This is a genomic window from Dactylosporangium sp. NPDC051485 (assembly GCF_040682015.1).
Taxonomy (GTDB): Bacteria; Actinomycetota; Actinomycetes; order Mycobacteriales; family Micromonosporaceae; genus Dactylosporangium.
Window position 1 is genome coordinate 1 of sequence record NZ_JBFAZW010000001.1, and the last position, 15,933, is coordinate 15,933.

The following is a 15,933-nucleotide window of genomic DNA, read 5'->3' on the forward strand; positions in this document are numbered from 1 at the left end:
CCCTGCCTAACGCCATCCCAGCAAACTACCCGAAATAGATCCAAAACGATGGCCGCCACGCCAGTGGCGGCCATCGTTTAACACCAGTCACCTAGGGGGCGTATCAAAGTCTGTGCCATCAGCGCTGCTGTCCGTAGTAGGTGTCGTTGCGGGTGTCCGGCTAAGCGGTGGCGTTGGGTAGTGTCGATGTGTGGCGGGGGCAGGACCGCGGCGTCGGGGGCCGAATCGGGCGGTGCCGTGGCAGCATGAGGGTCCGGTGTCGGTGTTGCGTCTGCCGCTGGATGTGCATGAGCCGCGGGTGCGGCTGGTGTTGGAGCGGGTGTTCGGGGCCGCGTTCGCGGTCCGGCGGGCGGTGCAGCGTGACGCCCGGGCCCGGGTCGACGCCTTCTGGGCCGCCCGCTGTGAGCGGGCGGCGGCGGGCCCGGAGGCGGTCCGGGGCCGGCTCGGGTTGTCTCGCAGCGGGCTGGAACACGCCGCCTACCGGCATCTGGACGGTGCACCGCACCTGCGGCGGTACCTGACCAAGGCCCTGGCCATGCACCTGGCCGACGGGGTGTGGCAAGCGACCGTACGGCATCTGTTCCCCGACGTCACCGGCCGCCGGCATGGCCGACCCCGCCCGGGCGGCTGGTGGGAGTTTGCCGCGATCCCGGGCCGGGCTCGTTCCCATACCCGGGCCCGGAAGTGGGAGACGTTCCGGCTCGTGGGGAGCCTGGCCGGGCACTGCGCCACGTTCGGGCACGGTGGCCGGTTGTGGCAGCCGCGCCGGATGCCGGCCGTCACCGCCACCGCCGCGGGCGTGCCGGTGCGGTCGTGGTGGGACCACGACGGCCCGTTCGCGATCGTGTGCACCGGCCTTGGCGGGGGTGACCTGGTCATACCGGTGCGGCTGCCGCAAGGCCCGGGCCGCTGGCCGGTCCTGGAGCACTACCTCGCCGATCCCGACAGATGGCACAAGATTGACCTGGTCCGGCACCGCGATCCGGGCAGCCCGGGTGGGTGGCGGTACGAGGCGCACCTGATGGTCCTCGGCCCCGGCTACACCTCACCCGCCGTCACGCAGCGCCGTCAGGCGGCCGCGCGGCTGGAGCGGCGGGGCGGGGTGGACGTCAACGTGTCCAACCTGACCATCGTTTCCGTCCCCACCAGCATGGACGGCGGGTTGGCGGCCAGCCGTGTCGCCCGCACCGGCGACCACGACACCGCCCTGGCGGCGGAGCGGCTGCGGCAGCGGCGCCGCAACCGGGCCCTGGACCGGTCCCGCCGCGCCGCGAACCCCGGCCAGTACCGGCTCTCACCACGCCAACAACGCCGCGCCGACCGCCGCCGCGCGGCCGGGCTCCCACCGGTGCAGGTCACGGTGCCCGGCGGGCCACGGGTCGCGAACACGGCCGGGATACCGGTCCGCGCCTACCGGCATGACATCGCGTCGAACACCTACCGGCGGCTCCGCGGACGGGCCGCCGCCGACGGTGCTGCCCGCACCAAAGCCGGGCACACCCGCGCCCGCATCACCGCCGCGGCCCTGGTCGCGGTCCACGGCGCGAGCCTGGTGGTCGAGGACGCCGATATCCGTGTCTGGGCCCGGCGGTGGGGCCGCGGTATCCACGCCTTCACCCCAGGCATGCTGCTGACCGCGCTGCGCCGCGAAACCACCGCCGTCACCGCCCACACCGGCCGCGGGCCGGGGCTGGTGCGGGCCGGAACCCGGCACACCGCCTGGACCCAACACTGCCTCTGCAGCCAGCGAGTCCCGAAGGGCCTGGCCGATCGCCGCCACTGCTGTCCCAGCTGTGGGCTGGCCGGGGACCGCGACCTCGTCGCCGCCCTCATCGGCGCGCACACCGTGCTCACCGACCCCGCCCAGCCCGCCACCGCCCGGGTCGACTGGGACGCGGCCCGGGCGACCCTCGCCCGGTACAGGGTCGAGACCATCAACGTAGGGCTGCAAGGAGCCCTGACCGAGTCAACCGGAACCCACCACCCCGACCCCCACCACACTGGTGGACGGTCGCGGCGGCCGCAGCCCACCACCAGCCAGCACGGTCGGTGGCGGGGCGCTCGGCGAACCTTCGGAACGAGCCCTCGACAACCCCGGATGAGCCCCACCACCACACCAGTGGCCAGGACCACGCCGGAACGACGAGACGCACAACCCGAACTGTTGAACAAGCCCGGCATTACGACCGGACTTCGATACAGACCTTAGGGCGCACCTCGCTGCCCAGCAACGGCAAGCAGGAACGCTCGCAGCCGACCCGGACGCGGCCAGAGAGCGCGCGGCCCTCCAGCCAAGGGCATCAGGCAGGCATGCCCGCAGGCCAGGAGAGTCCAGGAACGGGCGCCCCGCCGACCGAGTGAGGGCGGGGACCAGCGGCGAGCCTCAGGGCGGATCGGCTTCAGGCAGCGGCCGTATGCGGACAACCCTCAGCCTGGCTGTCAATCCGATGGTGATGACCGGAACAGCGCCCGGTTGTCCCTGGACCACTGTGCCCGGGCCGCGAGTTCCTCGCAGAACCCTTGCGCAACCCAGGTGCGTTGCGGTTCCAGCCCCCGCTCGGCCAAGGCACGCACGTACACACCGTCCATCTCTTGCCGGCGGATCACCGCCTCGACGAGCCCGTCGACGGTGGCAAGCCCGTACTCATCGGCGAAGATGGCGATGCGTTCGGCGCGGTCCGGTGGCATGTCGTAACCCTGCCAACGCATCGCCTGCGCGTCGTCGCAGAATGGCACCACGTACCCCAAGGCGTATGCCACATCGTCGAGCGCTTCGCCAGGCTGGGCGAAGTCGAAGTCCACCAGACCCACCGGGACCAAGCCGTCCCACACGATGTTCCACGGGCCGAAGTCGCCGTGACAGATGACCTCACCTGCCCCGGCAGGCCCATTCGCCAACGCCCAGCAGGCATCGGGCGGTGCGACGAAGCCCTCAACCGCCTGGTGGTACTCACGAAGCAGCCGGGCCAGCGCCCGCAGGCCAGCCTCGGGCACAACCCGCCGCCAACCAGCCGACCCCGAGTCGCCCGGAATGAAGTCGAGAACCTCTCGGCCGTCGACCACGCCGAGCGGCCTCGGTACCCGGGTGAAACCCACGTCGTGCAGATACCTCAGCAGCGCATGCACCGTCGGGGTCCACCACCCGGCAGGCCGATACACCCGATCACCTATCACCGCGACACGTTCATGTGCCATGCCCCGACCGTAGCGGGCTACCCGGTCCGACATCGCGACCGATTGATGTCGCGCTCGGCACCTGCAAGACGGTTCACGAACGTGGCCGCCCACCCGGAATTCCCGCTAGCAGACGGGCCCAGCCCGCGGCACAGCCCCGTGGACCCGGCGCCGGCGTTGAATCCGGAGGCCGGACGCGGACAGCCCCGGCCCGGGGCGGAACGCGAACCCCGGCGACCGACGAAGGCAGGTGGGCCGGACGCGGACAGGCCGAGCCGGGCCGAGCCGACGCGGGCGGGCGGGCGGGCGGGTCAGGCGGACGCGGTTTGCAGGAGGGCGGCGAACTCCTCAGCCGGCATGATACGGACGCCCAGTTCCTCGGCCTTGGCCGCCTTCGAGCCCGCGCCCTCCCCCACCACCACGAGGTCCGTCTTCTTCGAGACCGAGCCGGACGATCGGCCGCCGAGGCGCTCCACGGCCTCGTTGCCCTCGTTGCGGGTCAGGCCCGGGACCGAGCCGGTCACCACCACCGTCATCGGCGTGCCGTCGTCCTTCTGCAAGGGGAGCAGGGCGACGGCGGCGGCCGGGTCGGCGTCGGAGCCGTCGGGCGAGGCGTCAGAGGCGGCGTTGGAGGCGGCGGCCGGGCGGGGGCGGTGGGTCGGCTCGGTCATGTTGACGCCGCGGGTCGTGAGGCGGGCGATGACCGGCTGGAGGTCGACGAGCTCAGCGGCGATGGTCACGGCGCGCTCCGGGCCGACGCCCTCCACCTCCTGCAGGTCGGCGACGGAGGCGGTAAGCAGAGCCTCCATGGTGCCGAAGTGGGTGGCCAGGCGGCGGGACATCGAGCGGCCGGTCATGCGCACGCCCAGGCCGGTCAGCACCCGGGACATGGGCTGGGCCTTGGAGGTCTGGATGGCGGCGACCAGCTTGGCGGCGGAGACCTCGCCCATGCGGTCGAGGGCGGCCAGCGTCGGGGCCTGCAGGTCGTAGAGGTCGGCCGGGTCGGTCACCAGGCCGGCGGCGGTGAGCATGTCGATGAGCTTGCCGCCGAGGCCCTCGATGTCCATGGAGTCGCGGGCCGCGTAGTACGACAGGGCCTCGCGGGCGCCGCAGGCCCGGCCGCGGGTGCAGCGCCAGCGCTTCTGGGTGCGGTCGATCTCGCCGTCGCAGCGGGGGCAGTGAGCCGGGGGCTCGAAGGGCTGGGCGTCGGCCGGGCGCTCGTCGAGCTTGGCGCCGGTGATCTCGGGGATGACGTCGCCGGCGCGGCGGACGAAGACGGTGTCGCCGGGGCGCACGTTGCGGCGGACGAGGTCGTCGAAGTTGTGCAGGGTGGCCGAGGTGACGATGACGCCGCTGATCTGGACCGGCTCGAGGACGGCGACCGGGGTGATGACGCCGGTGCGGCCGACCTGGACCTCGATCGCCTTGAGCCGGGTGGTGCGGGTGTCGGCCGGGAACTTGTAGGCGATGCCCCAGCGCGGGGCGCGGCTGGAGGAGCCGGCCAGGTCGCGGTCGGCCGGCTGGTCGGCCTTGATGACGGCGCCGTCGATGCCGTAGCCGAGGGTGCCGCGGCTCGCGTTGAGCGCCTCGACCGCGGCGAGCAGGTCGTCGATGCCGGTGCAGACGGGCATGCCGGCGGTGGAGGAGACGCCGAGGCGGATCAGCTCGGCCATGGCGGCCGAGTGCGGGCCGTCGCCGAGGCCGCGCACGCCATACGCCAGAAAGGACAACGGCGCGTCGTAGGTCCGATCCTGCGCACGCAGTGTGCCGGCCGCCGCGCTGCGTGGGTGCGCGAACGGTGGCTCGCCCGTGCCGGTGCGCATGGCGTTGGCGACCTCGAAGTCGGCGTCGGTCATGAACACCTCGCCCCGCACCTCGATGGTGCGCGGCTCGGCGAGCCGCTCGGGCAGGCCCGCGGCCCGGCGCGCCTGGCCGGTGACGTCCTCGCCGGCCCGGCCGTCGCCGCGGGTGGCGACCTGCACGAGGCGGCCGTCCTCGTAGCGGGCGGCGATGGCCAGGCCGTCGATCTTCGGCTCGACGGTGTAGCCGTCGGCGGGCCGGCCCAGCAGCCGCTCCAGCCGCTGCGCCCACTTGCGCAGCGTGTCGGCGTCGAAGACGTTGTCCAGGCTCAGCATCGGCTCGCTGTGCACGACGTCGCCGACCACCCCGCCGCCGGCCGCGACGACGTCGGTCGGCGAGTCGTCGACCTTCCAGTCGGGGTGCTCGTCCTCCGTCGCCGCCACCCGCGCCATGAGGGCGTCGTAGTCGGCGTCGTCCATCGCCAGGTCGGGCCCGGCGTAGTAGGCGGCGGCCGCCTCCCGGATGTGGGCAACGGCGGCGCGGTAGTCGGCGAGCGTTTGGAACGTCATGCGGGGGAGCCTAGTCAGGGGGTACGACAAAATCGGCGGCGAGACGACCGGCTCGCCTCGGGTCGCCGCCGTCAGGCCGTCGAGGTCAGGCCGTCGAGGTCCTCGGCCGGGAAGCCGGCGGTCCCGAACGCCCGTAGGGCCGGCCTAGAAGCCGGCCCGCCGCAGCCACTGCACGTACCCGTCGTCCTGCTCGAGGTACGACATCCGGTTGATGACCCCGGGCAGCTCCGGCGGCCGCTCGAACGCCGACTGCACCGCCCCGCCGGCGATGGCCCGCTCGAGCGTCGCGTTCAGCGCGAGATGCCGCTCCAGCCCGGGCAGCACGACGTCGTCGAGCATCCGGCGCACCTCGGCCCCGTACTCGGGCGCCGCATCGGCCTGCCGCAGGTTCCAGTCGTCGCTGCCCCGATGGAAGGCGTACCCGTCCCCGGGCCGCACCCTCCCGTAGACCTGCCCGAGCAGCGCGGCGACGTCCGCGTCGGGGTCTTCCCGGCGGCGGTACTCCACCCAGCGCCCGGTCGCCGCATCGACATTGACGAAGAACGCGACCTGTCCGGGGAACGTCGGCTGCGAGCCCTGGAACCACAGCGAGATGGCGTCGCCGTTCCCGGCTACCCACAGGTGCCGCCCCCGAGCCTCGGCGAACCCTCGCTCGACGAGCAGCGGCACCACGATCGAGGCCAGCATCTCCTGATAGGCAACCCGGACGTCAACGGACACACCATCAGCGTAAGCCCGAGATGTCGGATTCGTCCGGAAAACCCGGCAGGCCGGCCACGGATCTCAAGCGTATTGACATACATGCCCATCGATCATATCGTGAGAGCGCTCTCAGCATCCGCCGCCCGCCCTCATTTCCCTTCCTTCGCGGATGTGGAGAGCGCTCTCTGCACATGTCCCGCCCCGGCCGCCAATACCGGGCGAGGGCCGGTCCGGGGTGACATCGTCCGAACGGAGGACACCCCCTCAATGCGTACACGAAAGCTGCTCGGCCTCATGACCGGGCTGGCCACGGCCGTCGCCGCCACGGCGGTCGTGGTCGCGGGCGCAGCGCCGGCCGCACATGCGGTCGGGCCGGCGCTGCTGCCCGTCACCGTCACCAACAGCACCGGGCGCGGGGACGCCGTCTACCTCTACGTCCTCGGCGTCAACCTGGCCACCGGCAAGCTCGGCTACGTCAACTCGGCCGGGACGTTCACCCAGTGGAGCGGCGGCGCCATCCCGCCCTCGCCGGCCCCGGACGTCTCGATCGGCGGGCCCGGCAACGGGGGCTCGGCCACGCTGCGGTTCCCGCGGGGTTTCTCCGGCCGGGTGTACTTCTCGTTCGGCGAAAAGCTCAAGTTCTTCCTGACGCCGGACGGGCTCGTGCAGCCGGCTCCATGGGCGGCCGGCGACCCGAACCAGAACATCCTGTTCGACTGGAGCGAGTTCACCTACAACGACGCCGGGCTGTGGATCAACAGCAGCCAGGTCGACATGTTCGCGGTGCCGCACGCGGTCGCGGTCACCGGCGCCAGCGGGGCCACCCAGCGCACCGGCGACCCGGTCAACGACGGCCGCAACAACGTCATCAACCAGATCAAGGCCCAGTCCGGCTGGGCGAGCACGGTGTACACCCGCAGCGACGGCACCGTGCTGCGCGTGCTCTCCCCCGGTAAGGCGGCCAGCTCCGGGCTGCTCAGCGCCACGTACCTCGACTCGTACATCACGAGCGCCTGGAACGCCTACACGTCCAAGACGCTCACCGTCGTGCCCTTCGCCGACCAGCCGAACACGAAGTACTTCGGCCGGACCAGTGGCAACACCATGACCTTCACCAACACCTCGGGCGCGGTCGTGGCCTCCTTCAACAAGCCGGGCTCGGCGGACGTCTGGGGCTGCGCGGGCAACCTGCCGGCCCCGAACGACCAGGTCGTCGGCCCGATCTCGCGCACTCTGTGCGCCGCCCTGAACCGCGGCACCCTGGGCACGGTCGACACCCAGCCGGACCTCAACTCGGCCGGCTTCTACAAGAACAACCCGACCAACCAGTACGCGAGGGTCGTCCACGCCAACATGACCGACGGCCGCGCGTACGCCTTCCCGTTCGATGACGTCGGGCACTTCGAGTCCCTCGTCACCGACTCGGACCCGCGCTCGGCCGCGATCGTCCTGAGCCCCTTCGGCGCCGGTGGTGGCGGCGCGCCGAGCGGCTGGTCGAGCATCGTCAACAAGAACAGCGGCAAGTGCGTGGACGCCCGCTCGTCGGGCACCGCGAACGGCACCGCGATCCAGCAGTACACCTGCAACAACAGCTACGCGCAGCAGTTCCAGCAGCAGGGCACGGACAGCGGCTACGCGCGGGTCAACAACCGCAGCAACGCGGCCCAGGTCCTGGACGTCAACGGCGTATCGACGGCCGACGGCGCCCTGGTCCAGCTGTGGGCCTACGGCGGCGGCGCCAACCAGCAGTGGCTCCCGGTGGCCGAGTCCGGCGGCTACTACCACTTCGTGAGCCGCAACAGCGGCAAGTGCCTGGACGTCCCGGGCTCCTCCACCGCCGACAGCGTCCAGCTGCAGCAGTGGACCTGCAACAGCACCGGCGCCCAGTCCTTCCGCCTGGTCGCCCAGCCATAGCGATCGATGCGATCCGCCGGGCGGGGCACGCCCCCCGCCCGGCGCGATCAAGCCTCAGCAGGGTACGGGCTGGAACGGGCCGACCGTGCCGACCGTGCCGACGCCGGGCTCCACCAGCTCGTAGCTGGACTCGGCGACCGGCTGCCAGGCACCGACCAGCCCGCCCAGCGGCTCGGACACCACGATCCGGGTCTCGTCCGACACCTGCTGCAGGACGTTGTTGTCGGGGTACATCTCGCGCAGCGTGTCGACGGCGGTGCTGCAGTACAGCGACCGGCTGTTGCGCTCGGTCGAGTAGCGAAACGCCCACAGCCGCTCGCCGTCGGTCATCGCCACCGTCATCTGCACCGGGTTGTCGATGCCGTTGCGGCGCCCGGCGTCCTCGATCCGGCCCACCATGTGCTCGACCGCGGAGACCGGGTCGGCCTCCAGCCCGTAGGTGAGCGCCAGGTAGAACATCAACTCGGAGTCGGTGGAGCCGCCGATGTCGGGGTACAGCTCCGGGTCGACGGACATGGCCAGGGTGCGCTTGAGCTTGGCGTAGCCGCGAATCCGCCCGTTGTGCAGCCACAGCCACCGCCCGTGCCGGAACGGGTGGCAGTTGGTCTGCTGTACCGGCGTGCCGGTGCTGGCCCGGATGTGCGCCAGGAACAGCCCCGAGCGCACCGAGTGCGCCAGCTCCCGCAGGTTCTCGTCGCCCCAGGCCGGCCCGGTGCCGCGGAACAGCGTCGGCTCGGCCGTCCCGTCCGGGGTGTACCAGCCGACACCGAACCCGTCGCCGTTGGTGGTCCCGACGCCGAGCCGGGCGTGCATGCTCTGATCGATCAGCGAGTGCTCGGGCTTGTAGAGCAGTTCCTCGAGCAGGATCGGCGTCCCCGAGTACGCGAGCCATCGGCACATGTGGCACCTCCTCACCCGATCGTCGGCGCCCGGCCACAGCGGCCACTCACCCGGGCGGGATGACGTGCGGGGTCGCGGCGCGGGGTGACGCTTCACCCGACAAGCAAGCGTCCGTGAAGGGAGGCGAGCGACGATGCTCACCGTAGGCGTGCTCACCGTAGGCGTCGAAGAGGAGTTCCTGCTGCTGGAGCCGGACGGCTCCGTGGCACCGGTGTCGGCCGGCGTGCTGCGGGTCACCGACGGCGACGACCGCCTGCGGCACGAATTCACGGCGTACCAGCTGGAGACCGCCAGCGGCGTGCACACCCGGCTCGACCGGCTGCACGACGAGCTGGCCGAGCTGCGCTGGGTCGCCTCCCGCGCCGCCGCGCTGTCCGGGGCGCGGCTCGTCGCGACCGGCGTGCCGCCCTTCCGGCGCGGCCCGCTGGAGGCGCTGGCCGACGACGCGCGGTACCACCGCCTGGCCGCCCGCTTTCCCGCCGCGACCGCGGCCGCCGCGGGCACCTGCGGATGCCACGTGCACGTCGGGGTGGCCGACCGCGACCTGGCCGTCGGCGTGCTCGGCCGGCTGCGTCCCTGGCTCGCGCCGCTGCTCGCGCTGAGCGCCAACTCCCCCTTCGTCGGCGGCGCCGACACCGGCCTCGGCAGCGCCCGCTACGAGGCCCGCCGCCACTGGCCGACGTTCCGGGCCCCCGAGGCCTGGGCCGACGCGGCCGAGTACGACCGGGCGATCGCCGGGCTCATCGCCGACGGCACCGCGCTGGACGTGGGCGGCGTCCACCTGCTGGCCCGGCTCTCCGGCCGCTTCCCCACCATCGAGTTACGGGTGGCCGACACGTGCCTGCGCGCGGCCGACACGGTGCTCTTCGCCGGCATCGCCCGCGCGCTGGTCGCGACCCTGATCGACGACATCCGCCACGGCCGCCCGGCCGAGCGCCGGGGCGCGGGCGAGGTCGAGGAGGACCTGGCCGCCGCGGCCCGGCACGGCCTCGTGGTGCGCGGCCCCCAGCCGCCCGGGCGGCCCGCGGCCGCGATCGCCGACCAGCTGCGGGTGCTGCTGCGCAAGATAACCCCGGCCCTGGCCGAGTTCGGCGACGCAGCCGCCGTGCACGCCCGGCTCGGCTGGCTCTGCCACAACGGCACGGGGGCCGAGCGTCAGCGCACCCTGCGCCACCACGATCCCCGCCCGCGCGCGTTCATCGCCGCCCTGGCCGACCACACCGCGCCCCACTCGGCCACCGCCCGCCAGCTCGCCTGGGCCGTCTGAGGTCCGTGTCGCCGGCCGCAGAGCCGGGCGCGTGTGCGCCCGGCTCGGGTGCCTGCCGGCCGACGCTCCGGCCCGACGACGTACAGCTATGGGACGACGACGTACAGCTACAGGACCGCGCCGCGAGGTGCCAGTTCCAGGGCCGCCACGCCGCGTCCGTACAGCACGACCACCCGGTCGCCGTGGCGGGTGCGGATCATGCCGGAGTCGGCGGCGAGGGCGGCGATCACGCGCTCGGCCGCCTCGTCGACGTCGGAGGCGTCGGCGTCCTCGTACGCGACGTCCAGGCTGTCGCCGGTAATCAGCCGGATACGCAGCACAATCATCGCCATACGGTCAGCCTACGCGCACCACAGGTGATCGTCGGCCGCGCCAAGATCGCCCGCGTTCCTTGGCCGGGCCTGGTGTTATACGGTCGGTAGGTGAGAATCGAACGTCATTGGTGGAACGGCGACAGCACCGTGCGAGGGCGTCGCGATGTGTACATCCGCACCGATGGCGAATCATGGGAGGTCGAGGCCCAAGCCGGCGGCGGCGCCGGCCGGTCGAAGATTCACCAGTGCCCGAGCCGGCAGTCCGCGGAGATCCTGGCCGGGGCGTGGATGGCCGGGCGGAGCCGGTGGCAGGCCGTGGCGCACTGACCGGCCGCTGCCCGCTGCCCACCGCCGGTCAGCGGGCAGCGGGCCTCGTGGCAGGGTCGAGTAGAATGGCGGCGCGACCCGCCCGATCCTGGCGGGCCGGGTTCGATGTCCGACGCCACGCGCCGCGACCGAAACGGTCAGCGCCGGGCGGGACGTCCCTTCGACGTACGGAGCCTCTATGGCGGCACGCCGCCCGCAGCAGCAGACCCCCTCGCCCAAATCCCCGACCTTCGCCGACCTCGGCGTGCCCGACGCGCTCATCCGCGTGCTGGCCGCGACCGGGGTGAACCGGCCCTTCCCGATCCAGGCCGCGACCCTGCCCGACGCGCTCGCCGGGCGCGACGTGCTCGGCCGGGGCCGCACCGGCTCGGGCAAGACCTACGCCTTCGTGCTGGCGGTGCTCACCCGCCTGGCCGCCGCAGCCACGCCCCGGCGGGCCGGGCGGCCCCGGGCGCTGATCCTCGCGCCCACCCGCGAACTGGCCGCCCAGATCGACGCCGTGATGGCGCCGCTGGCCAAGGCGCTGTCGCTGCGGACGATGACCATCTTCGGCGGCGTCGCCGCCGGGCCCCAGGTCGCCGGGCTGCGCGCCGGGGTCGACGTCGTGGTGGCCTGCCCCGGACGCCTCGCCGACCTCGTCGAGGCCGGCCACGCGCGCCTGGACGCCATCGAGATCACCGTGCTCGACGAGGCCGACCACATGGCCGACCTCGGGTTCCTGCCCACCGTACGGCGGCTGATGGAGCGGACCCCGCGCGGCGGGCAGCGCCTGCTGTTCTCCGCCACGCTCGACGACGGCGTCGACGTGCTGGTGCGGCAGTTCCTCACCGACCCGGTCGAGCGCAGCGTCGACTCGAAGCTCTCGCCGGTCGCCGCGATGACGCACCACGTCCTGCACGTGCGCACCGAGGACCGGTTCGCCGTGCTGGTCGAGCTGACCGCCGCGCCGGGCCGCACCGTCGTGTTCACCCGCACCAAGCGGGGGGCGAAGCTGCTGACCCGCCGGCTGGTCGCGGCCGGCGTGCCGGCCGTGGAACTGCACGGCAATCTCGCCCAGGCCGCGCGCACCAGGAACCTGCGGGCGTTCTCCGACGGGGACGTGCGCACGCTCGTTGCCACCGACATCGCCGCCCGGGGCACCGACGTCAAGGACGTGGCCCTGGTCGTGCACGCCGACCCGCCGGCGGAGCACAAGGCGTACCTGCACCGCTCGGGCCGCACCGCCCGGGCCGGCGCGGCCGGCACCGTCGTCACGCTGATGACCGACGGACAGGCGCCCGAGGTCCGGGAACTGACCCGCAAGGCCGGCATCGCCGCGACCACCACCCGGCTGCGCCCCGGCGACGCGCTGCTGCGCACGCTCGCGCCCGGGGAGCGGACGCTGGTCGCCCAGCCGGCCCCGCAGCCCACCGGCCCTCGGCGTGAGGTTCAGGCCGCCCGGGGCGACGCGGGACGCCGCGGCGGTGAGCCGTCGCTGACCGCCTCGGCAAAGTCCGCGCCGGCACGATCCGGTGCGGCGGCCTTCTCCACCCGGGCCCGGCCGGGCGCTCGCCGAGGCCGGGCGGGACGAGCCTGAGCCGAGGCCGCCCGGGACGAGCCTGAGCCGAGGCCGCCCGGGACGAGCCTGAGCCGAGGCCGCCCGGGACGAGCCTGAGCCGAGGCCGCCCGGGACGAGCCTGAACAGGGCCGCGGCCGGCATTCCCGGCGGCCTGCCATGACGGCCAGGCCTCAGGCGCCGGCCGGCACCGAGCTTTGAACAGGGCGGCGGCCGGCATTCCCGGCGGCTGGTCAGGGCGGCCGGGCCTCAGGCGCCGACGGGGTAGGGAGTGCGTCCGACCGCGTTCAGGTGGCGCAACGCCTGGGCGTACGAGGCCAGCAGGCTCGTCTGGCAGTACGCCAGGTCGTGCGCGTGGCAGAACTGCCTGACCATGGCCTGGGCCCGGCGCAGGTTCGGGCGCGGCATGCTGGGGAACAGATGGTGCTCGATCTGGTAGTTCAGGCCACCGAGCATGAAGTCGGTGAGCCAGTGCCCGCGCACGTTGCGCGACGTGAGCACCTGCCGGCGCAGGTAGTCGGTGCGGTCGTCCGGGCGGAGCATCGCCATGCCCTTGTGGTTCGGCGCGAAGGAGCAGCCGAGGTACAGCCCGAAGAGTCCCTGGTGGAGCAGGATGAAGGCCACCCCCTGCAGCGGCGACAGGACCACGAACACGGCCGTCAGGTAGCCGGCGACGTGCGCGGCGAACAGCGCGGTCTCCCAGCCGGGGCGGCGAATCGCGCGCCGGGCCAGGGCACGGAGGCTCGACAGGTGCAGGCTGAGGGCCTCCAGCAGCAGCAGCGGGAAGAAGAGGTACGCCTGATAGCGGTAGACGACCGCAGCGGTCCGGCCCCGGCCGCGGGCCTGGGCGGCCGTGAACGCCAGTGCGCCGATCTCGATGTCGGGGTCCTTGCCCTCCTCGTTGGGATGGGCGTGGTGCCGGTTGTGCTTGTCGATCCACCAGCCGTAGCTCAGGCCGATGGCGAGGTTCGCGTGCAGGACACCCACGACGTAGTTCGCCCTGCTCGAGCTGAACATCTGCCGATGTCCGGCGTCGTGGCCGAGGAAGCCGAGCTGGGTGAAGACGAACGCCAGGAAGGCGGCGGTCGCGAGCTGCCACCAGGAGTCACCGATGGCGACGAATGCGGCCCAGCCACCCAGGAACAGCGCCGTCATGACGGCCATCTTCCACCGGTAGTAGCGGGGCCGCCGGTCGAGCAGACCGGCCGCCTTGACGAGGCGCAGCAGGTGCGCGTACTGGCTGCCGTGCCCGAGGCGGACGGTGGGCGGCGCCGGCTGCGACGGTGACATGGTTCGATCTCCTGGCTGCACGCATGCATGACATGACGGGGGGGGACGCCTCGCAGAACCGCGACGGCCCGGCCGGTCGGTCGAAGACCGGATCGGCCGGGCACGCTCAGTGCGACACGGGTCGCTCAGATGGCGCGGATGTTGGCCGCCTGCGGCCCCTTCTGACCCTGGGTGATGTCGAACTCCACCCGCTGGTTCTCCTCGAGGCTGCGGAAGCCGCCCGCCGAGATCGCGGAGTAGTGGGCGAACACATCGGCGCCACCGCCATCCGGGGTGATGAAGCCGAAGCCCTTCTCCGCGTTGAACCACTTCACAGTACCGACGGTCATGTGCTTGCTCCTTCGCAAGGCAGATGGAGGCCACACGGTGTGGTCCTCCCGCGTCGCCGCTTTGATCACCCTGCTCCGGCCAGACCGGCAATACTGACAGCGCCCGCAGGTGTGGTACCCACGGGCGCGGCAACGTACATGGAAATCAAGACTGCAACAGCGCAAACGTAGCACGGGCAGGCCCCCGCAAGACCGCGTTGCGGCAGCTCCGACGGCTGGCACGATGACAGATGGCCGACAGCCTTTCCCACGCCGTTAGGCCAGCATCTCCTCGACGCTCATCGCGTCGCCCTGGGTCATCAGCAGCACCCCGTTGTACACCGCCTTGAACAGATCCGCGGAGTTGATCGTCTTGTCGATGACGCAGGTCATCCGGTCCTGCGGCAGGAACTGGATCGCCCACCGGGGGCTGAAGAACAGGATGCCCTCCGGCGTCGTCGGGTCGACGATCACCGCGGAGAGCGTCGCCGCGCCGACGTGGAAGTGGGCCGACATGAGGTCCCGCTCCTCGCCGTCGAGCTCGGCGAGCATCGACCGGATGTCCTTGGCGCTCTCCCGCAGGTGTACGGCGCCCTCGGCCGCGATCGGGCGAAGGCACGCATAGGTCGTCAGGATGAGGGTGACCCGGACGTGGCGCTCCTTGACCAGGGCGACGAGGCCGCGCTTGCACTCACGGTCGCTGAGCCAGCTGCGCAGGTTCGGTCCGGCCAGGATCAGCTCCTTGCGGGCGCGCCGCATCAGGTCGGCGCGTGAGTAGCCGGCCGAGTCGAAGATGGCCGGCCCGGCGAGGATGTGGTTGCCGGCCGGGACGACCCGCTGGACGGTCTGCAGCGACGCCCAGGCCCGGCCGGCCAGCTCGACCAGCGCGCGGGTGCGCGCCTCGGGCGTGAGGACGCCGAAGGCGATCTCGTCGATCAGGTCGGCCGGGACCTCGGTGAGCGTCTCCGGGGAGTCCGCGTAGGGCGCCACCGTGACCTGCGGCGACGCGAGCGCGTGCCGGAGCTCCTTCATGCACCAGCGCGAGCGCAGATAGCTCTTCGTGACGTACGCGAACATGAGGCTCGATCGCGAGATGGCCTCCTCGATCGCCGGATTCAGCCGGTCGCCGGCCCGGATGTTGGCGGTGTCGATCCAGCATTCGACCCCGGAGGAGAGCAGATCGCCCCGGAGGTCGCGCACGTAGTCCTCGTCGCGCCGCGAGTACGACATGAAGATCTGCGGCCGAAGCACAGTCACCGGCCCAGGCTAGTGACCCCGCGCGAACCGGGCCCTCCCCGGAGGCGGCCGCGGCATCGGGACGAACCCGGCCGCACCGCCCGTTGCGCGGCCCGGACGCGCGCCGCGGGCCGGGGCATGACACCCTACTCGGCATGGCGCTGTTCACCGTGGCCGAGGCCCGCGCCGAGCTGGCCCGGCTCCGCCCGACGCTCGACCGGCTGGTCGCCGTGCGGGCCGACGCCGCCGAGCTGGCCGCGTCGCTGAGCCCGGGTGGCGCGCCGACGCCGCTGGGCGGCATGCCGGAGCTCAAGGCGGCCGAGGCGCTGCTGGACGAGCTGATCACCACCGTGCAGGACACCGGGGTACACCTCAAGGGGCTGGCCCCGCTGCTGCTGGACTTCCAGGCCGAGCTCGGTGGCGAAGAGGTGCTGCTGTGCTGGCTGGAGGGCGACGCCGGCATCGACTGGTACCACCGCGTCGACCTCGGCTTCGCCGGCCGCCGTCCGCTCCCCTCCTGACCCGAAGCCCGCGCTACCGACCCCGATGTCGCCCGGGTCGACGGTGGCGCTGCGGG

General features: G+C 72.6%; 14 protein-coding genes. 6 read left to right on the top strand and 8 right to left on the bottom strand.

Annotated elements, in window-relative coordinates; translation table 11 throughout:
• Positions 1-256: 256 nt before the first annotated feature.
• Complete coding sequence (locus tag AB0M46_RS00005; RefSeq protein ID WP_363331914.1) at positions 257-2,209, top strand: hypothetical protein; 1,953 nt, start codon at positions 257-259, stop codon at positions 2,207-2,209.
• Positions 2,210-2,439: 230 nt separating this feature from the next.
• Here AB0M46_RS00005 and AB0M46_RS00010 read toward each other — a convergent pair whose 3' ends face one another.
• From AB0M46_RS00010 to AB0M46_RS00020, 3 genes are all read right to left on the bottom strand, one after another.
• Complete coding sequence (locus AB0M46_RS00010; protein WP_363331915.1) at positions 2,440-3,195, bottom strand: aminoglycoside phosphotransferase family protein; 756 nt, start codon at positions 3,193-3,195, stop codon at positions 2,440-2,442.
• A 290-nt stretch (positions 3,196-3,485) separates the two neighbouring features.
• Entirely contained in the window at positions 3,486-5,543 is a 2,058-nt protein-coding gene (gene ligA, locus AB0M46_RS00015; protein ID WP_363331916.1) for an NAD-dependent DNA ligase LigA, read from the bottom strand.
• A 144-nt stretch (positions 5,544-5,687) separates the two neighbouring features.
• The gene (locus AB0M46_RS00020; protein WP_363331917.1) at positions 5,688-6,263 is read right to left on the bottom strand and encodes a hypothetical protein; all 576 of its coding nucleotides are present in this window, start codon (positions 6,261-6,263) and stop codon (positions 5,688-5,690) included.
• 249 nt (positions 6,264-6,512) lie between these two features.
• Between AB0M46_RS00020 and AB0M46_RS00025 the strand changes: the two genes are divergently transcribed.
• Positions 6,513-8,159, top strand: coding sequence for a beta-1,3-glucanase family protein (locus tag AB0M46_RS00025; protein WP_363331918.1), 1,647 nt, complete (start codon positions 6,513-6,515; stop codon positions 8,157-8,159).
• Between the two features lie 54 nt (positions 8,160-8,213).
• On the opposite strand, the gene AB0M46_RS00030 is transcribed toward AB0M46_RS00025, so the two are convergent.
• Positions 8,214-9,059, bottom strand: a complete 846-nt coding sequence (locus AB0M46_RS00030; RefSeq protein ID WP_363331919.1) for a class II glutamine amidotransferase — start codon at positions 9,057-9,059, stop codon at positions 8,214-8,216.
• Between the two features lie 133 nt (positions 9,060-9,192).
• On the opposite strand from AB0M46_RS00030, the gene AB0M46_RS00035 reads away from it, so the two are divergent.
• On the top strand, positions 9,193-10,326 hold the full coding sequence (locus AB0M46_RS00035; protein ID WP_363331920.1) for a YbdK family carboxylate-amine ligase: 1,134 nt from the start codon (positions 9,193-9,195) through the stop codon (positions 10,324-10,326).
• A gap of 107 nt (positions 10,327-10,433) precedes the next feature.
• On the opposite strand, the gene AB0M46_RS00040 is transcribed toward AB0M46_RS00035, so the two are convergent.
• Positions 10,434-10,658 (bottom strand): hypothetical protein, encoded by a 225-nt coding sequence (locus tag AB0M46_RS00040; protein ID WP_363331921.1) that lies wholly within the window; start codon positions 10,656-10,658, stop codon positions 10,434-10,436.
• 90 nt (positions 10,659-10,748) lie between these two features.
• Here AB0M46_RS00040 and AB0M46_RS00045 point away from each other — a divergent pair, with 90 nt between their 5' ends.
• Together AB0M46_RS00045 and AB0M46_RS00050 are read left to right on the top strand one after the other, a co-directional pair.
• Positions 10,749-10,967, top strand: a complete 219-nt coding sequence (locus AB0M46_RS00045) for a hypothetical protein (protein ID WP_363331922.1) — start codon at positions 10,749-10,751, stop codon at positions 10,965-10,967.
• Between the two features lie 178 nt (positions 10,968-11,145).
• Positions 11,146-12,543 (top strand): DEAD/DEAH box helicase, encoded by a 1,398-nt coding sequence (locus AB0M46_RS00050; RefSeq protein WP_363331923.1) that lies wholly within the window; start codon positions 11,146-11,148, stop codon positions 12,541-12,543.
• 228 nt (positions 12,544-12,771) lie between these two features.
• Here AB0M46_RS00050 and AB0M46_RS00055 read toward each other — a convergent pair whose 3' ends face one another.
• From AB0M46_RS00055 to AB0M46_RS00065, 3 genes are all read right to left on the bottom strand, one after another.
• Positions 12,772-13,812, bottom strand: coding sequence for an acyl-CoA desaturase (locus AB0M46_RS00055; protein ID WP_363331924.1), 1,041 nt, complete (start codon positions 13,810-13,812; stop codon positions 12,772-12,774).
• Positions 13,813-13,937: 125 nt separating this feature from the next.
• Positions 13,938-14,141: a cold-shock protein gene (locus tag AB0M46_RS00060; protein WP_363331925.1), complete on the bottom strand. Its 204-nt coding sequence runs from the start codon at positions 14,139-14,141 to the stop codon at positions 13,938-13,940.
• 255 nt (positions 14,142-14,396) lie between these two features.
• Positions 14,397-15,377 (bottom strand): toll/interleukin-1 receptor domain-containing protein, encoded by a 981-nt coding sequence (locus tag AB0M46_RS00065; protein ID WP_363331926.1) that lies wholly within the window; start codon positions 15,375-15,377, stop codon positions 14,397-14,399.
• Positions 15,378-15,511: 134 nt separating this feature from the next.
• Here AB0M46_RS00065 and AB0M46_RS00070 point away from each other — a divergent pair, with 134 nt between their 5' ends.
• Complete coding sequence (locus AB0M46_RS00070; protein ID WP_363331927.1) at positions 15,512-15,877, top strand: DUF2203 domain-containing protein; 366 nt, start codon at positions 15,512-15,514, stop codon at positions 15,875-15,877.
• Positions 15,878-15,933 lie beyond the last annotated feature (56 nt).

Coding starts and splice junctions, on each gene's coding strand:
- AB0M46_RS00025 (WP_363331918.1), top strand. CDS start 6,513: ATGCGTACACGAAAGCTGCTCGGCCTCATGACCGGGCTGGCCACGGCC.
- AB0M46_RS00050 (WP_363331923.1), top strand. CDS start 11,146: ATGGCGGCACGCCGCCCGCAGCAGCAGACCCCCTCGCCCAAATCCCCG.
- AB0M46_RS00055 (WP_363331924.1), bottom strand. CDS start 13,812: ATGTCACCGTCGCAGCCGGCGCCGCCCACCGTCCGCCTCGGGCACGGC.
- AB0M46_RS00035 (WP_363331920.1), top strand. CDS start 9,193: ATGCTCACCGTAGGCGTGCTCACCGTAGGCGTCGAAGAGGAGTTCCTG.
- AB0M46_RS00060 (WP_363331925.1), bottom strand. CDS start 14,141: ATGACCGTCGGTACTGTGAAGTGGTTCAACGCGGAGAAGGGCTTCGGC.
- AB0M46_RS00040 (WP_363331921.1), bottom strand. CDS start 10,658: ATGGCGATGATTGTGCTGCGTATCCGGCTGATTACCGGCGACAGCCTG.
- AB0M46_RS00010 (WP_363331915.1), bottom strand. CDS start 3,195: ATGGCACATGAACGTGTCGCGGTGATAGGTGATCGGGTGTATCGGCCT.
- AB0M46_RS00070 (WP_363331927.1), top strand. CDS start 15,512: ATGGCGCTGTTCACCGTGGCCGAGGCCCGCGCCGAGCTGGCCCGGCTC.
- AB0M46_RS00030 (WP_363331919.1), bottom strand. CDS start 9,059: ATGTGCCGATGGCTCGCGTACTCGGGGACGCCGATCCTGCTCGAGGAA.
- ligA (WP_363331916.1), bottom strand. CDS start 5,543: ATGACGTTCCAAACGCTCGCCGACTACCGCGCCGCCGTTGCCCACATC.